Below are 16,821 nucleotides of genomic sequence, written 5' to 3' on the forward strand. Positions count from 1 at the left end.
TATGACCACGAACAAGGGAACACCTCTGGTCGAGATGCGCGACATCTCGATTTCATTCGGCGGGATCAAGGCGGTTGACCATGTCAGCATCGACCTGCATCCGGGCGAGGTTGTGGGCCTGCTGGGCCACAACGGCGCGGGCAAATCCACGCTGATCAAGTGCCTGTCGGGCGCGTATCAGAAGGACTCGGGCGAGATTTACGTGAACGGCCAACGCGCCGAGATCAACAATCCGCGCGACGCCCGCGACTACAACATCGAGACGATCTACCAGACGCTGGCGCTTGCCGACAATCTGGACGCGGCATCGAACCTGTTTCTGGGCCGCGAGCTGGTGACGGCGGCGGGGTTCGTCGATGACGCCCAGATGGAGGCCGAGACGCGCAAGATCATGGCGCGGCTGAACCCCAACTTCCGCAAGTTCAACGTGCCGGTGTCGGCGCTGTCGGGCGGGCAGCGGCAATCGGTGGCGATTGCGCGGGCGGTCTATTTCAACGCCAAGATCCTGATCATGGACGAACCCACGGCGGCGCTTGGCCCGCAGGAAACCCAGATGGTGGCCGAGCTGATCCAGGAGCTGAAGCGGCAGGGCCTCGGCATTTTCCTGATCGAGCATGACATCCATGCCGTGATGGACCTGTGCGACCGCGCGGTGGTGATGAAGAACGGCCAGCGGGTCGGCACGGTGAATGTGAACGAGGTCACCGATGACGACATCCTTGGCATGATCATCATGGGCAAGAAACCGGCAAAGGCCTACTGATGTATATCGGGCTTGATCTGGGCACCTCGGGGCTGAAAGGCATTCTGATGACCGAGGCGCAGGAGGTGGTGGCGGAAGCCACCGCCCCCCTGACCGTGCAGCGCCCGCACGAGGGCTGGAGCGAGCAGGGACCGAACACTTGGATCGCCGCCGCCGAAACCGTGCTGGATGCGCTGTCGGCGCATGGGCTTGGCGCAGTGCGGGGCATCGGCCTTTCGGGCCATATGCACGGGGCGACGCTGCTGGATGCCTCCGATCAGGTCTTGCGGCCCTGCATCCTGTGGAACGACAGCCGCAGCCATGTGGAAGCGGCCGAACTGGACGACGACCCGATGTTCCGCCGCCTGACCGGCAACATCGTCTTTCCCGGCTTCACCGCGCCCAAGCTGATGTGGGTGCAGGCGCATGAGCCTGCGCTGTGGGACAAAGTGGCAAAGGTCTTGCTGCCCAAGGATTACCTGCGCCTGTGGCTGACGGGCGAGGCTGTCAGCGAAATGTCGGATGCGGCGGGGACCGCGTGGCTGGACACCGGCGCGCGGGACTGGTCTGACGATCTGCTGGCGGCGACGGGGCTGACGCGGGGCCACATGCCCGCGCTGGTCGAAGGCTCGGCGGTTTCCGGCACCTTGCGGGCCGGACTGGCCGCGCGCTGGGGCCTGCCTGCGGGCGTGGTGGTGGCGGGCGGCGGCGGCGACAATGCGGCCTCGGGCGTCGGCGTGGGTGTGGTGCGCGCCGGAGAGGCCTTCGTGAGCCTTGGCACCAGCGGCGTGCTCTTTGCCGCGAATGACGGTTACCAGCCTGATCCCGCGACGGCGGTGCATACCTTCTGCCACGCGCTGCCGGACACATGGCATCAGATGGGGGTCATTCTGGCCTGCACCGATGCGCTGAACTGGTTTGCGGGGTTGACGGGCAGCGATGCCGCCAGCCTGACCGGCGATCTGGGGGCGTTGCAGGCCCCCGGCAAGACGCTGTTCCTGCCCTATCTGGGGGGCGAGCGCACGCCGCTGAACTCGGCCTCGGTGCGCGGGGCCTTTGTGGGGCTGGAGCATGCGACCGACCGTGCGGCGGCAACGCGGGCGCTGCTGGAGGGCGTGACCTTTGCTTTCCGCGACTGCCGCGACGCGCTGGCAGCGACCGGCACGCGGCTGGACAGCCTCTTGGCCGTGGGCGGCGGGTCGAAGTCGGACTACTGGCTGCGCGCGATTGCCACGGCGCTGAACTGCCCCGTGCAGGTGCCGGTGGCGGGCGATTTCGGCGGTGCCTTCGGCGCGGCACGTCTGGCGCTGATGGCGGCGACCGGAGCCGGCGCCGAGGTGGCCAGCCTGCCCGCGATTGCACGGGTGATCGAACCGGATGCGGCGTTGAAAGACGCCTTCGACGCGGGCCATGCCCGCCATATTCAAGCACAATCTGCCATCAAGGGCCTGACATGACCGAGTTTTTCAAGAACATCCCCGCCATCAGATACGAAGGCCCGGATGCCACCAGCGAATTTGCCTTCCGCTATTACAACCCCGACGAAGTGATCCTTGGCAAGCGGATGGAAGACCATCTGCGCTTTGCCGTCGCCTATTGGCACAGCTTTGCCTGGCCCGGCGGTGACCCGTTCGGCGGCCAGACCTTTGACCGCCCGTGGTTCGGCGACAGCATGGATCTGGCGCGGCTGAAGGCCGATGTGGCCTTCGAGATGTTCGACATTCTGGGCGTGCCATTCTACTGCTTCCACGATGCCGACATGCGGCCCGAAGGCGCCACCTTTGCCGAGAGCAAGCGCAATCTGGACGCGATGGTGGATTACCTTGGCCAGAAGCAGGCCGACCACAAGACGCAGCTTTTGTGGGGAACCGCCAACATGTTCTCGAACCGCCGCTGGATGAGCGGGGCGGCGACGAACCCCGACCCCGATGTTTACGCCTATGCCGCCGCGACGGTGAAGGCGAACATGGATGCAACGCTTACGCTGGGCGGGCAGAACTATGTGCTGTGGGGCGGGCGTGAAGGCTACGAGACGCTGCTGAACACCGATCTGGCGGCAGAGCGCGCCCATGCGGGGCGGTTCCTGCAGCAGGTGGTGGAATACAAGCACAAGATCGGCTTCAAGGGAGCGATCCTGATCGAGCCGAAGCCGCAGGAGCCGAGCAAGCATCAGTATGATTACGATGTGGCGACGGTTTACGGCTTCCTCAAGGATTTCGGGCTGGAAAAGGAAGTTCAGGTCAATATCGAGCAAGGTCACGCCATTCTGGCGGGTCATTCCTTCGAGCATGAGATCGCGATGGCGGCGAGCCTCGGGATCTTCGGGTCGATCGACATGAACCGGAACGATTACCAGTCGGGCTGGGATACCGACCAGTTCCCGAACAACCATGCCGAGAAGGCGCTGGCCTTCTACGAGATCCTGCGGGCGGGGGGGTATACCACTGGCGGCACCAACTTTGACGCCAAGGTGCGGCGGCAAAGCCTTGATGCCGAAGACCTGATCCTTGCGCATGTCGGCGGGATGGACACCTGCGCGCGGGCGCTGAAATGCGCGGCAGCGATGCTGGAGTCTGACGAGCTGGAGGCCAACCGGCGGGCGCGCTATGCGGGCTGGGAAACCGATGCGGCCAAGGCGATGCTGGAGGGCGGGCTGGAAGCCGCAGCCGCCCGCGTGACCGCCGAAGGGCTGGAGCCGCAGCCGGTGTCTGGCCGTCAGGAGCGGCTGGAGAACCTTTGGAACAAGTATATCTGAGGGGGTGACGATGCACCGGCGCGGGTTCATGCTATTGGGGGGGGCGGCCTTGGCCGCGCCCCTTTTGCCCGCGCAGGCGCGGGCGGGGAGTGATCCTCTGCCGGTTCTGACGAACTGGTACAAGCTGACGCTGCAACTGGTGCGGCACACGGCGACCTATTCGCCGCCCGTCGCCGCGCGCGCCTTTGGCTATCTGGGCGTCACCGGCTATGAGGCGGTGGCGGCCTGTGACGCTGGGCTGACCAGCCTTGCCGGACAGGTGAACGGGCTGACGCCGCTGCCGCGCCCTGCGGCGGGTGCGCATGACGCGGCGGTGGTGTTGCAGGCGGCGCTGTCGGCGGCGGTGGCGCATTTCTTTTCCAACACCGGACCGTCGGGGCAGCGCGCGCTGGCGACGATGACGCGCAAGCTGGACGAGCAGGTGAGCGCGGGACTGTCCGCCGATGTGGTGGCGCGCAGCCGCGATCTGGGTCTGGCGATTGCCGCGCATGTCTGCGGCTGGGCCGATGGCGATGGCGGCGCGGTGATTGCCAACATGGGCTTTCCCGAAACCTATGTGCCCCCCGCCGATCCGGCGGCATGGGTGCCGACGAGCCTTGTGCGGCAACAGCAGGCGCCCTTGTTGCCCGACTGGGGGCGGGTGCGGACCTTTGCGATGCCTGCGGGCGACGCCTGCCGCCTGCCGCCGCCGCCTGCCTATAGCGAAGACCCGTCTTCGGCCTTTTATGCCGAGGCGATGGAGGTTTACACCACCACCACGACGCTGACCCCCGAGCAAAAGCTGATTGCGCGGTTCTGGTCGGATGATCCGATGCTGTCTTCCACCCCGCCGGGGCACTGGATTTTCGTGGCCAATGACCTGATCGCGCGGCGACAGATGCCGCTGGCGGTCGGCGTGGATGTGATGGCGCGGCTGGGCATCGGGATGGCCGATGCCTTTATCGGCTGCTGGCATGAAAAGACGGAATACAACCTGCTGCGCCCGATCACCTATATCCGGCGTGTGATCGACAAGGGCTGGACGCCCCTTCTCAATACGCCACCTTTCCCCGAATATCCTTCGGGCCATTCCACGGTGTCGGGGGCGGCGGCGACGGTGCTGACGGCGGCCTTGGGCGAAAACTACGCTTTTGAGGATTTCACCCATGAACGGGAAGGTCTGCCCGCCCGCGCCTATGGCAGTTTCTGGCAGGCGGCCGAAGAGGCCGGGATTTCACGGCTGTATGGCGGCATCCATTTCCGGTCAGCGATCGAGCAGGGGCTTGCGCAGGGGCGCTGCATCGGGGCCTATGCCGTGGCGCTGAGGACGCTGGCATGAGGCTGGTCTGGATATTGGCGCTGCTGGCGGGACCGGTGGCCGCGCAGGAGGTGCCGCAGTTTGTCGAGGAGACAGACGCGGCGGGTCTGGCGCATCAGTTCACCGGCGAGTGGGAATACATGGTGGGCGGCGGCGTCGCGGCATTCGACTGCAACGGCGATGCCCTGCCCGATCTGGCGCTGTCGGGTGGAACCGCGCCCGCGGCGATGCTGGTGAACCAGAGCGCGGCGGGCGGCACGCTGCGCTTTGCTCCGGCAGAGAGCGGGATCGAGATGGAGGGGGTAACCGGCACCTACCCTATCGACATCGACAGCGACGGCATCACCGATCTGTTGCTGCTGCGCGTGGGGGAAAACGTGCTGATGCGGGGCCTTGGTGATTGCCGCTTTGCCCGCGCGAACGAGGATTGGGGCTTTGACGGTGGCGATGCATGGTCGACCGCCTTTGCCGCGACGTGGGAGCCGGGGGCGGAGTGGCCGACGCTGGCCATCGGAAATTACATCAACCAGCGCGAGGAAGCCTATCCCTGGGGGTCATGCACCGACAACTGGCTGCATCGCCCCGAAGGCACCGGATATGCGCCCCCCCTGCCCCTGACGCCAAGTTTCTGCGCGCTGTCGATGTTGTTCACCGATTGGAACAATTCGGGGCGCAAGGCGCTGCGGGTGTCGAATGACCGCGAGTATTACGAGGGCGGGCAGGAGCAGATGTGGCATCTGGAGCCGGGCCAGCCGCCACGGCTTTACACCGAGGCCGAGGGCTGGAAGCGGTTGCGCATCTGGGGGATGGGGATTGCCAGCACCGATCTGGATGCCGATGGCTATCCCGAGTTTTACCTGACCAGCATGGCCGACAACAAGTTGCAGCGGCTGGTGACCCCCGGCCCCGAGGCGCTGCCCGATTACACCGATGTGGCATGGGCCAAGGGCGTGACCGCGCATCGCCCCTTCATGGGCGAAGACCTGCGCCCCTCGACCGGATGGCATGCGCAATTTGCCGATGTGAACAATGACGGGCGGGCCGATCTGTTTGTCGCCAAGGGCAATGTCTGGGAAATGCCGGATTTCGCGATGGCCGACCCCAACAACCTGTTGCTGCAAGGTGCGGATGGCGTCTTTGCCGAAAGCGCGGACAAGGCGGGTGTGGCCAGCACCCATGCCGCGCGCGGCGGCGCGGTGGTGGACCTGAACGGCGACGGGGCGCTGGACCTTGTGGTGGTCAATCGCAACGGTCCGGCGCAGGTGTGGCGCAATGCGGGGCCGGTGGGCAACTGGCTTGGGGTGGACTTGCGCCAGACGGGGCCCAACCCGACAGCAATCGGCGCTTGGGTGGAAGTGCGGGCGGGCGAGGCCCTGCAACGGCACGAGGTGACCTCGGGCGGGGGGCATGTCAGCGGCATCTGGGGGCCGCAGCATTTCGGCCTTGGTGCGGCGGCGGAGGCCGAGGTGCGGGTGATCTGGCCCGATGGCCAGGTGACGGAGTGGCAGCCGGCGGCGGCGGGCGCGGTGGTGACGATCAGTCGCTGACGGGGGTTTCGGCGGCGGGGGTTTTGGCAAGCTTGGCATCGCCGAACTTGGCTTCGGTCAGTTCGGCATTGACCGCCCCGCCCAGCAGAACCGCCAGCACGCCAAGGTAAAGCCACATCAGAAGCGCGACCACTGCCCCGATGGAGCCGTAGATGCGGTTGTAGCTGTCGAAATTCGCCAGATAGGCGGAAAAGGCAAAGCTGACCGCCGACCATGTGATCGCCGCCACCACCACGCCGACAGAGACGCGCGGCCTGCCGTTGCCCGAAGGCACATTTGGGCCGAAGTGGTAAAGGATCGACAGGCAACTGAGCACCAGCACGAACATCGCGACCCAAGGCAGGACGCCGAGAAACCATTCCTCGGCCGGACCGAAGTCGAAGAGTTGCAGCACCAGCGGCACGAGCACGATGGTGCCCAGCCCGACGATGATGGCGAAGATCAGCGCAAGGGTCAGCGCGATATCGACGACCCAGCCCCAGAGCCAGCCGCGCGGCGTGGCGCGGTTGACAACATCAAGCCCGGTGATCAGCGCCGAGACGCCTGCGCGGGCCGAGTAAAGCGCGATCATCACGGAAACGAAGGTGGCCCAGCCCAGCGTTGCGCGCGGGGTGGAGAGCAGGCCCATCACCTGATCGTGCACCAGAAGCGCGGCATCGGCGGGCAGGAACTGCTCTCCCACCTCGAGGTATTCCTCGATCACCTTGGGGTCGGCCATCAGGCTCCAGATGGCGACGCTGGCGGCAAGGCCGGGAAAGACCGCGAACATGGCATAAAAGGCGACGCCCGCCGCGATCAGGCCGAAATGCCCGTCATTGATGCGGCCCCAGACGGCCCCTGCGAATCCGAAAAGGTCTGTGAGCCGCTGCATCATCCATCCATCCAAAGGGTCTGCTTGCGATAGGGCAACGTGCGCGGGGCGCTTTGGGTTCATCTTGCGCTGGCTGTTTGCCAATGAAAAGATAGCGCCAACAGGAGGATCACCCATGTCATACACCGCCCATCCCGACCGCTACTCGCGCATGACCTATCGCCGCTGCGGGGCTTCGGGGCTGAAGCTGCCAGCGATCAGTCTGGGGCTGTGGCACAATTTCGGACATGACACCCCGCATCAGGTCAAGCGCGACATCTGCCGCACCGCCTTTGACCACGGGATCACGCATTTCGATCTGGCCAACAATTACGGCCCGCCCCCCGGCAGCGCCGAGGAGGCGTTTGGCGAGATCCTGCGGACGGATTTCGCGGGGCATCGGGATGAGCTGATCATCAGCTCCAAGGCCGGATACCACATGTGGAACGGCCCCTATGGTGAATGGGGAAGCCGGAAATACGTGATCGCCTCCTGTGACCAGAGCCTGAAGCGGCTGGGGCTCGACTATGTGGATATCTTCTATTCCCACCGCTTCGACCCCGACACGCCGCTGGAGGAAACCATGGGCGCGCTGGACCAGATCGTGCGGTCGGGCCGCGCGCTCTATGTGGGGATTTCCAGCTATTCCAGCGCCAAGACGCGGGAAGCGGCGGCCATTCTGCGCGATCTGGGCACGCCCTGCGTGATCCACCAGCCGAGCTACAACATCCTGAACCGCTGGGTGGAAAAGGATGGCTTGCGCGAGACGCTGGCCGAACTGGGGATCGGGTCCATCGCCTTTACGCCCTTGGCGCAGGGGATTTTGACGCGCAAATATCTGGGCGGCATTCCAGAGGGCAGCCGCGCCGCACAGGGCAAGAGCCTGAACCCCGGCACCATCACCCCGCGCGCGATCGAGAGCGTGAAGGCGCTCGATGCGATTGCGCAGGCGCGGGGGCAGACCTTGGCGCAGATGGCGATTGCATGGGTCCTGCGCGAGGAGAAGATCACCACCGCGCTGATCGGCGCATCAAGGCCCGAGCAGGTGGTGGATTGCGCTGGGGCCATCGGCAATCTGGACTTCACGCCCGAGGAACTGGCCGAGATCGACCGGGTTTCGGCGGAAGAGGACATCAACCTGTGGGCGCGCTCTTCGGCGGAATAGACGCCGGAACAGGGCCGAAAATACCTAAAACACCCGTCTTTAAGCCCCGGTTTACCGCACCCCTGTAAACCCGGAGACGGGTGTGAAACATGGGTGTGTGATGGCAGGGCAATCAAATGCCGCGCCAGTCATCATCAAGCGGAAGAAGAAGGTCAGCGGCGGCGGCCACCACGGGGGGGCGTGGAAGGTTGCCTATGCCGATTTTGTGACGGCCATGATGGCCTTCTTCATGCTGATGTGGCTGCTGAACGCGACGACGGAACAACAGCGCAAGGGGATTTCGGATTACTTCAGCCCGACCATCCCCATCAACCGGGTGTCGGGCGGCGGCGATGGTGCCTTTGGCGGCGATTCCGTGATGTCGGAAAACACGCTGGCGCAAAATGGCACCGGCGCGTCCGAGACGCGCCCCACGCAAGAGCGGCAGGCGCGGGGTGATTCTGCCGCCGAGGGCGAGGCGCGGGCCGAGGAAGAGGAGCGGCTGGCCGAAGTGCAAAAGGCGCTTCTGGCGCGCAGCGGCGAAAGCATGACGATGGAACGGCTGCTGCGCCATGTCATCACCCGCGTGACCGACGAGGGGCTGGTGATCGAACTCTTCGATCTGGAACAGGCCCCGTTGTTCGAAGCCGATACCGCCCGCCCGACACAAACGCTCAGGGACCTGTCCACCGTGCTGGCCGAGGTGCTGCAGGCCACGCGCAACGATCTGGCGATCGGCGGGCATGTGCGCAGCTATCCCCTGATGATGAAGGAAAATCCGGTCTGGCCGCTTTCGGCCAGCCGTGCGCAGGCGGGCCGCGATCTGCTGCGCGGCGACGGGATTCCCGATGTCCGCTTTGCCCGCGTGACCGGATTTGCCGACCGCAAACCGCTGACACCTGATCCGTCGGTGATCCGCAACAACCGGCTGGAGGTGGTCTTGCTGCGCCGCAACCGCTAGGCGGCTTCGTCAAATTGTCGGTATTAGCGGGCTGTTAATCGCCATGCTGCAGGGTGCGAGGCACATAGAGGCATCGACCTGTAGAAAGGCGGCACAGATGACCATTACTTCCTCGCTGAATGCGGGCGTGGCAGGCTTGAACGCGAATGCAACCCGGCTTGCCACCATTTCCGACAACATCGCCAATTCCTCGACCTTCGGCTACAAACGCGCGACCACCGATTTCGAAAGCATGGTGATCGGCAATTCGCGCGGCGCGGGCAAGTATTCGGCCGGCGGGGTTCGCGCATCGAGCCACCGGCTGATCGACGAACGCGGCGGCATTGTCGGCACGGCAAATGCGCTTGATCTGGCGGTGTCGGGGCGCGGGATGCTGCCGGTGATGCCGTCAGTCAAGCTGTCGGATGACGGGATCGGCACGCAGGCGATGATGATGACCACCACCGGCTCTTTCCGGATGGATGAGGACGGGGTGGTCAAAACCCAGTCGGGGCTGGTTTTGCTCGGCTGGCCCGCGAATGTGAACGGCGACATCCCGACACAGCCGCGCAATTCCATGTCGGGCCTGCGACCGGTGGTGATCGACGCCAACCAAACCGCCGCCGACCCCACCACGCAGGTCAGCCTCGGGGTGAACCTGCCGGCGACCGATACCTACGTCGGCGCGGACGGCACGCCGATTCCCCTGTCGGTGGAGTATTACAGCAACCTTGGCACCACCGAGACGCTGTCCATCAGCTTTACGCCGTCGGTGCCTGTGGCCCCCGCAACGGCCCCGTCGAACGCATGGTCTATGGTGATCCGCGACAGCGCCTCGAACGGGGCGGTCGTGGGGGAATATGCGCTGCAATTTGATGCAACGCGCGGCGCGGGCGGCACGCTTGCCAGCGTGACGGGGGTAACGGGGGGGCCGTATGATGCGGCCACCGGCACCGTCGAGGTGAACGTCGCGGGCGGGCCGATCAACATGGCGCTGGGACGCCCCGGCCTGCCCGGCGGCCTGACCCAGCTGGCCGACAATTTCGTGCCGGCCGCCGTCACCCGCAACGGTGCGCCCACCGGCACGCTGACAGCGGTGGAGGTGGACGAAAACGGCTATATCCTTGCCACCTATGACACCGGATTCATCCGGCGCATCTACCAGATTCCGCTGGTCGATGTGCCCAATGTCAACGGGTTGACCCCGCTGGGGGACCAGACCTTTCAGGTCTCGCCGCAATCGGGCGGGTTCCTTCTTTGGGACGCTGGCGACGGGCCGACGGGCAGCGTGATGGGCTTTGCCCGCGAAGGATCGGCCACCGATGTCGCGGCGGAACTGACCGCCCTGATCACCACGCAGCGCGCCTATTCGTCCAACGCCAAGGTGATCCAGACCGTGGACGAGATGCTGCAGGAAACCACCAATATCAAGCGGTGAGGGTAAAAGATGAGCATTACCACGGCTTTGTCATCCGCCTTCTCCGGGCTGACGGCCACCTCGCGGATGGCCGAGGCCACGGCTGCGAATGTCTCTAACGCCCTGACCGAAGGCTATGCCCGGCGTGAGGTGCAACTGGCGGCCCGCCACCTTGGCAAGACCGGTGCAGGTGTGGCGGTGACCGGAGTTTCGCGGCAGATCAACGGATTGTTGTTGCAAGACCTGCGCCTTGCCTCGGCCAGCCAGGGCGGGCGCGCCGTGACCTCGGATGCGCTGCTGCGTATGGAGCAGGCCTATGGCACCCCCGATCAGGCCGGGTCCATCGCGGCGCGGATCGCCCGGCTGGAGGGCGCGGTGATCGAGGCCGCGGCCCGCCCCGAAACCGATGCGCGGCTCGCTGCGGTGGTGGATGCAGCGCGCAGCCTGACCGACGGGCTTGCGCAGGTGTCAGAGGTGATCGGCACCGAACGCCAGTCGGCGGACCGCCAGATCGGGGTGGAGGTGAAGCGGCTGAACGACTCGCTGGCTGGTGTGGCAGAGTTGAACACGCGGATCAGGGCTTTCGCCAGTGCCGGACGCGATGCGACGGTGCTGATGGACCAGCGGCAGCAGTTGATCGACAAGATTGCCGAAGCCGTGCCGATCCGCGAAATCGCCCGCGAAAATGGCCAGATCGCGCTTTATACGGCGGCTGGCACGGTGCTGCTGGATGGCCGCCCCGCGCAATTCGGCTTCACGCCCACGGGGCTGGTTACCCCCGATATGACGCTGGCGGGCGGTGGCCTGTCCGGCCTGACGCTGAACGGCCAGCCGATCGCCACCGCTCCCGCAGGCGGGCGTCTGGGAGAGGGGCGTCTGACGGCCCTGTTCGATTTGCGCGACAGGATCGCGCCCGAGGCGCAGGCCAATCTGGATGCGCTGGCCCGTGATCTGATCGAACGGGTCACCGACCCGGCCACCGACCCCACACGCGCGGCCACAGCGCCGGGCCTGTTCACCGACCTCGGCCGCAGCTTCGATCCGGCGGAGGAGGCGGGGCTGGCCGGACGCATCCGGCTGAACGGGCTGGTGGTGCCGGAAGAGGGTGGCGCGCTCTGGCGGCTGAGGGAGGGTTTGGGCGCCACCGCGCCCGGTCCGGGCGGCTTTGCCGAACGGCTCGGCGCGCTGGCGGGCGCCCTGTCGGCTGCGCGGGTCCAGAGCTCGGGCACGCTGTCGCCGGGCGCGCGCAGCCTGTCGGGCTTTGCCGCGCAGATCACCTCGGCCCAGACCGTGGCCCGGCTTGGCGCGGAATCGGAAACCGCCTTTGCCGCCGCCCGCAGCGACGCGCTGCGCAGCGAGATGCTGCGTGACGGGGTGGATACCGATCAGGAAATGCAGACGCTGTTGCTGATCGAACAGGCCTATGCGGCCAACGCCAAGGTGTTCAAGGCGGCGGATGACATGATGAAAACATTGCTGGGGATATAGGATGGCACTGATTTCACTGGGTGATCTGGCGCAATCCTTTCTTTTGAAGTCACAGACGGGGCGGCTGAAGGGCGAGGCGGGCCGGATCACGCGCGAACTCGCCTCGGGACAGGTGGCCGATGTGGGCGCGACGCTGTCCGGCGATATGGCGCGGCTGATGTCTGAATCGCGCGCGCGCGTCGTGACGGCGGGGTATCAATCCGCCGCACGCGAAGCCGCCGCACAGGCAGGCGCCACACAGGCGGCGCTGGAACTGATTTCGGGCACCGCGCAGGCAATGGTGTCGCCGTTGCTGGGGGCGTCGCAACTCAACCTGCTGGATCAGATCGGTCTGGCGACAGAAAACGCGCGCGGGCGGCTGGAGACGGTGCTGGCCACCCTGAACACCTCTGTCGGGGGGCGGTCGCTGTTCGCGGGGCAGGCCGTTGACCGCCCCGCGGTGGCAGGGGCCGAGACGATCCTGACCGCGCTGCGCGGCAATCTGGCGGGGGCGAACACCGCCGGAGAGGCGATGGCCCGGATCGAGGCGTGGTTTGACGCGCCCGGCGGCTATGCCGCCACAACCTATCAGGGTGGTGCGGCCCTCGGCGATGTGGCCATCTCGGCCAAGGACCGGGTCTGGCTTGGCGTCACCGCCGAAGACCCTGCGCTGCGCCATGTGCTGGGCGGATTGGCTGCGGCGGCACTGATCACCGACAGCGCCCTTGGCCTGCCCTTGCAGGAGGCAAAGGCGCTGGCGCGTCTCTCGGCCGAAAGGCTTCTGGGCGGGCAGGAAAAGGTGACGACCCTCGCCGCGCGGGTGGGCATCAGCGAAGGCCGGATCGAGGCGGCGCAAAGCCGCAACGCGGCAGACCTGCTGATGCATGAAATGGCGCAGGCGGACCTGATCCGCAGCGATCCGGAACGGCTGGCAATGGAGTTGGAGGCGGTGCAGACCAATCTGGAAACCATGTTCGCGATCACTGCCCGCCTCTCGCGGCTGTCCTTGACGGATTTCCTGCGATGATCGGGCGACTGATGCTGCTGCTGACACTGTTGTGCTGCGGCCCTGCGCTGGCCGATGCGGTGCGGATCAAGGATCTGGTCGAGTTTGACGGCGTGCGCGGCAATGATCTGGTGGGATACGGGCTGGTCGTCGGTCTGAACGGCACCGGGGATGGCATCCGCAATGCCCCCTTTACCGAAGAGATCATGTCAAACCTGCTGGAACGGCTGGGCGTGAACGTGGCCGGAGAAGCGTATCGCCCCAAGAATGTGGCAGCGGTTTTCGTCACCGCCAGCCTGCCCCCCTTTGCGCGGGCGGGCGGGCGGATTGATGTAACCGTCTCGGCCATCGGCGATTCCAAGAGCCTGTTGGGCGGCACGCTGGTGATGACCCCTCTCAACGGGGCCGACGGGCAGATCTATGCGGTGGCGCAAGGCACCATCATCGCAGGCGGGATAGCCGCCGAGGGACAGGCGGCGCGTGTGGTGCAAGGGGTGCCGACGGCGGGGGTCATCCCGTCAGGCGCGCGGGTGGAGCGGGAGATCGATTTTGATTTCACCACGCTGCAATCGGTGCGGCTGGCCCTGCGCAGCCCCGACTTCACCACCGCAGCGCGGATCGAGGCGGTGCTGAACCGCGAATTCGGTCGGCGCATCGCGATGATGCTGGACGCAGGCACGGTGGAGCTGAATGTGGAGGCGGCGGGGATGCGATCCCCCGCGCATGTGATCGGGCGGGTCGAGAACCTGCTGCTGACGCCCGAGACGCGGGCACGGGTGGTTGTCGACCAGCGGTCCGGCACCATCGTGATCGGGCAGGACGTGCGGATCAGCCGGGTCGCGGTGGCACAGGGCAACCTGACGCTGCGGATCGAGGAGGCGCCGATGGTGGTGCAGCCCAACCCCTTTGCCGAAGGCGAGACGATGGTGGTGCCGCGCACCAATGCCAATATCAACCGTGACCCGGGCACCGGCCTGGCAGAGGTTTCGGGCGGCACGTCGCTGTCAGAACTGGTGGCGGGGCTGAATGCGCTGGGTGTCGCCCCGCATGACATGATCGACATTCTGAAAAGCATAAAGGCGGCGGGCGCGCTTCACGCTGATTTTGTGGTCAATTGATGGGCTCCCGCGGTGTCTTGCGGAGATTGTGGGCCGCCCTCTGCGCGCTGTTCGGGGGCGGCACAAGACGCGCCCGCCCGTCAGCCCCAGGTGGGGTGTAAGCGCCCGGCGGGGGAGAGGGTGAAAATCTCGCAGCCCGTGGCGGTGACACCGACCGAATGTTCGAACTGCGCGGAAAGCGATTTGTCGCGGGTGACCGCCGTCCAGTCGTCGGAAAGCACCTTGGTCTCCGGCCGGCCAAGGTTCACCATCGGCTCGATGGTGAAGAACATGCCCTCCTCGAGCACCGGCCCGCTGCCGGGGCGCCCGTAATGCAGCACGTTGGGCGGTGCGTGGAAGACGCGGCCAAGCCCGTGGCCGCAGAAATCGCGCACCACCGACATGCGGTTCGCCTCGACATAGGCCTGAATGGCGTGGCCGATGTCGCCAAAGGTGTTGCCGGGTTTCACGGCGGCGATGCCGCGCATCAGACCTTCATGCGTGACATCGATCAGCCGTTCCGCCTTGCGCGGCAGGGTTCCGGCCACATACATCCGGCTGGTATCGCCGAACCAGCCGTCCACGATCACGGTGACGTCGATGTTGAGGATATCGCCGTCCGCCAGAACCTTGGCCCCCGGGATCCCGTGGCAGACCACATGGTTGACCGAGATGCAGGAGGCGTGCTGATAGCCCTTGTAGCCGATGGTGGCCGAGGTGACCCCGCGCCGGACGATGTCTTCGCGGATGAAGTCGTCAAGCTGCGCCGTGGTGACACCCGGTGTGACAAGAGGGGCGACCGCATCCAGAATCTCGGCCGCGACCCGCCCGGCAGCGCGCATGCCCGCGAAATCGGCGGAGTCATAAATGCGGATTCCGTCTTTGGTGACGCGTCCGTGTGTGTCGTTCATGCCAGAATTCCTTTGCCTGCTGTCTGCATAGGCAAAATAGCCCCGAAAGACCAGAGGGGCAGGAGGCTGCAGCGTCCGGGTCAGGCCGGCGCGCCGCAGGAGGGGGCTTCCATCGCTGCCTCTGTGCGGACCGGAATCCCGCAGAGGGGCATTTGCGTGGATTGAAACCACGCGGGCAAGGTCTATACCCGTGCGAGGCAACTGCGAAGGAGGGGCAGAATGGCAAACCCAACGGCGGCAATGTTGGTGATCGGCGACGAAATCCTCTCGGGGCGGACGCGCGATTCCAACATGCATTATCTGGCGGGCGAATTGACCCGGCACGGGATCCGGCTGATGGAGGCGCGGGTGGTGGCCGATGAGGCACCCGCCATCATCGCGGCGGTCAACACCTTGCGGGCCAGCCATGACCATGTGTTCACCAGTGGCGGGATCGGGCCGACGCATGACGACATCACCGCCGAGGCGATTGCTGCGGCCTTTGGTGTGGGCATCAGCCAGCGGGCGGACGCGCTGGCCTTGCTTGCGGCGCATTACGAACGTGCAGGGCTGGAGTTCAATGCGGCGCGGCGGCAGATGGCGCGCATCCCCGATGGCGCGACGCTGATCGACAACCCCGTAAGCACGGCACCGGGGTTCACGCTGGGCAATGTGCATGTGATGGCAGGGGTTCCGAACATCTTTCAGGCGATGGTGGCCAGCGTGATGCCGACGCTGACCGGAGGCGCTCCCCTGCTGAGCCAGTCGCTGCGCGTCAACCGGGGCGAAGGCGAGGTGGCGGGGCCGTTCGGGGCGCTGGCGGCGGAATATCCGGATCTGAGCATGGGGTCTTACCCGTTTATCCAGAACGGCGCGCATGGCACCAATCTGGTGATCCGCGGGACCGATGCCGCGCGGATCGATGAGGCGATGACGCGTCTGGCGGCCCTGTTCGGATGACGCCGGAGGCGCTGGCCGAAGCGATGGAGCAGACATGGCCCCCCGCGCGGACCTTTGCGCTGGGGCCGTGGTGCATTCGCGACGGCCAAGGCGGCGGCAAGCGGGTTTCGGCGGCCACCGCCGGACCCACGTGGCGGGACGAGGACATTCCGGAGGCCGAGGCGGCGATGGCGGCGCTGGGGCAAGCGCCGTTGTTCGCCATCCGCGAGGGGGATGTCCTGCTGGATCAGGCCTTGCAGGCGCGTGGCTACCGGGTGGTGGACCCGGTGGTGGCCTATGCCGCCCCTTGTGCCGCGCTGGCCGATCCGCCCGCCCCGCCGATGAGCGGCTTTGCGCATTGGCCGCCGCTGGCGATCTGCGCCGAGATCTGGGCAGAGGCCGGGGTCGGTCCGGCACGCCTTGCGGTGATGCACAGGGCGGCAGGTCCGAAATCTGCGGTTCTGGGCCGCACGGGGGACGCACCCTCGGGCGTGGCCTTCGTGGCGATCAGCGGCGATGTGGCGATGTTGCACGCGCTGGAGGTGCGGCCTGCGCGGCGTCGGCAGGGTTCCGCGCACAACATTTTGCGCAGTGCCGCCGCTTGGGCGCAAGAAAACGGGGCGACGCGGCTGGCTTTGGTCGTCACGGTCGCTAACGCGCCTGCCCGCAAGCTCTATGCTTCCCTGGGGATGCAAGTTGTGGGAGGATATCACTATCGGCAGAGATAGGC

Annotated in this window: 15 protein-coding genes; 13 read left to right on the plus strand and 2 right to left on the minus strand. The window is 66.1% G+C overall.

Going from position 1 to position 16,821, the window contains the following annotated elements; translation table 11 throughout:
• Nucleotide 1 precedes the first annotated feature (1 nt).
• The 5 genes from G3572_RS08555 to G3572_RS08575 are packed head-to-tail and all read left to right on the plus strand — an operon-like array spanning nt 2 to nt 6,341.
• On the plus strand, nt 2-763 hold the full coding sequence (locus G3572_RS08555; protein WP_164610774.1) for an ATP-binding cassette domain-containing protein: 762 nt from the start codon (nt 2-4) through the stop codon (nt 761-763).
• The gene (xylB, locus tag G3572_RS08560; RefSeq protein WP_164610775.1) at nt 763-2,199 is read left to right on the plus strand and encodes a xylulokinase; all 1,437 of its coding nucleotides are present in this window, start codon (nt 763-765) and stop codon (nt 2,197-2,199) included. Before G3572_RS08555 ends, xylB begins: the two co-directional genes overlap by 1 nt.
• The gene (gene xylA / locus G3572_RS08565; protein ID WP_164610776.1) at nt 2,196-3,497 is read left to right on the plus strand and encodes a xylose isomerase; all 1,302 of its coding nucleotides are present in this window, start codon (nt 2,196-2,198) and stop codon (nt 3,495-3,497) included. Before xylB ends, xylA begins: the two co-directional genes overlap by 4 nt.
• 10 nt (nt 3,498-3,507) lie before the next feature.
• Nucleotides 3,508-4,815: a vanadium-dependent haloperoxidase gene (locus tag G3572_RS08570; protein ID WP_205518645.1), complete on the plus strand. Its 1,308-nt coding sequence runs from the start codon at nt 3,508-3,510 to the stop codon at nt 4,813-4,815.
• Complete coding sequence (locus tag G3572_RS08575) at nt 4,812-6,341, plus strand: CRTAC1 family protein (protein ID WP_164610778.1); 1,530 nt, start codon at nt 4,812-4,814, stop codon at nt 6,339-6,341. The genes G3572_RS08570 and G3572_RS08575 overlap by 4 nt, the downstream gene beginning before the upstream one ends.
• Here G3572_RS08575 and G3572_RS08580 read toward each other — a convergent pair.
• Entirely contained in the window at nt 6,331-7,212 is an 882-nt protein-coding gene (locus G3572_RS08580) for a YihY/virulence factor BrkB family protein (protein ID WP_164610780.1), read from the minus strand. The genes G3572_RS08575 and G3572_RS08580 overlap by 11 nt on opposite strands.
• 115 nt (nt 7,213-7,327) lie before the next feature.
• On the opposite strand from G3572_RS08580, the gene mgrA reads away from it, so the two are divergent.
• From mgrA to G3572_RS08610, 6 genes are all read left to right on the plus strand, one after another.
• Nucleotides 7,328-8,356, plus strand: coding sequence for an L-glyceraldehyde 3-phosphate reductase (gene mgrA, locus G3572_RS08585; RefSeq protein ID WP_164610782.1), 1,029 nt, complete (start codon nt 7,328-7,330; stop codon nt 8,354-8,356).
• Between the two features lie 100 nt (nt 8,357-8,456).
• Nucleotides 8,457-9,296 carry a flagellar motor protein MotB gene (locus tag G3572_RS08590; protein WP_164610784.1) on the plus strand — a complete coding sequence of 280 codons (840 nt, stop codon included), beginning with the start codon at nt 8,457-8,459 and terminating at the stop codon, nt 9,294-9,296.
• A gap of 97 nt (nt 9,297-9,393) precedes the next feature.
• The gene (locus G3572_RS08595; protein ID WP_164610786.1) at nt 9,394-10,713 is read left to right on the plus strand and encodes a flagellar hook protein FlgE; all 1,320 of its coding nucleotides are present in this window, start codon (nt 9,394-9,396) and stop codon (nt 10,711-10,713) included.
• Nucleotides 10,714-10,722: 9 nt separating this feature from the next.
• Nucleotides 10,723-12,180 (plus strand): flagellar hook-associated protein FlgK, encoded by a 1,458-nt coding sequence (gene flgK, locus G3572_RS08600; RefSeq protein WP_164610788.1) that lies wholly within the window; start codon nt 10,723-10,725, stop codon nt 12,178-12,180.
• 1 nt (nt 12,181) lies between these two features.
• Nucleotides 12,182-13,186: a flagellin family protein gene (locus G3572_RS08605; RefSeq protein ID WP_164610790.1), complete on the plus strand. Its 1,005-nt coding sequence runs from the start codon at nt 12,182-12,184 to the stop codon at nt 13,184-13,186.
• Nucleotides 13,183-14,283, plus strand: coding sequence for a flagellar basal body P-ring protein FlgI (locus G3572_RS08610; protein WP_164610792.1), 1,101 nt, complete (start codon nt 13,183-13,185; stop codon nt 14,281-14,283). The genes G3572_RS08605 and G3572_RS08610 overlap by 4 nt, the downstream gene beginning before the upstream one ends.
• Before the next feature lie 80 nt (nt 14,284-14,363).
• Here G3572_RS08610 and map read toward each other — a convergent pair whose 3' ends face one another.
• The gene (gene map / locus G3572_RS08615) at nt 14,364-15,173 is read right to left on the minus strand and encodes a type I methionyl aminopeptidase (protein WP_164610794.1); all 810 of its coding nucleotides are present in this window, start codon (nt 15,171-15,173) and stop codon (nt 14,364-14,366) included.
• A gap of 219 nt (nt 15,174-15,392) precedes the next feature.
• Here map and G3572_RS08620 point away from each other — a divergent pair, with 219 nt between their 5' ends.
• Both G3572_RS08620 and G3572_RS08625 read left to right on the plus strand, forming a co-directional pair.
• Entirely contained in the window at nt 15,393-16,112 is a 720-nt protein-coding gene (locus G3572_RS08620) for a competence/damage-inducible protein A (RefSeq protein ID WP_164610796.1), read from the plus strand.
• Nucleotides 16,109-16,819, plus strand: a complete 711-nt coding sequence (locus G3572_RS08625; RefSeq protein WP_164610798.1) for a GNAT family N-acetyltransferase — start codon at nt 16,109-16,111, stop codon at nt 16,817-16,819. Before G3572_RS08620 ends, G3572_RS08625 begins: the two co-directional genes overlap by 4 nt.
• The last annotated feature ends 2 nt before the right edge of the window (nt 16,820-16,821 follow it).

This window comes from Pseudotabrizicola algicola (assembly GCF_010915705.1).
GTDB lineage: Bacteria > Pseudomonadota > Alphaproteobacteria > Rhodobacterales > Rhodobacteraceae > Pseudotabrizicola > Pseudotabrizicola algicola.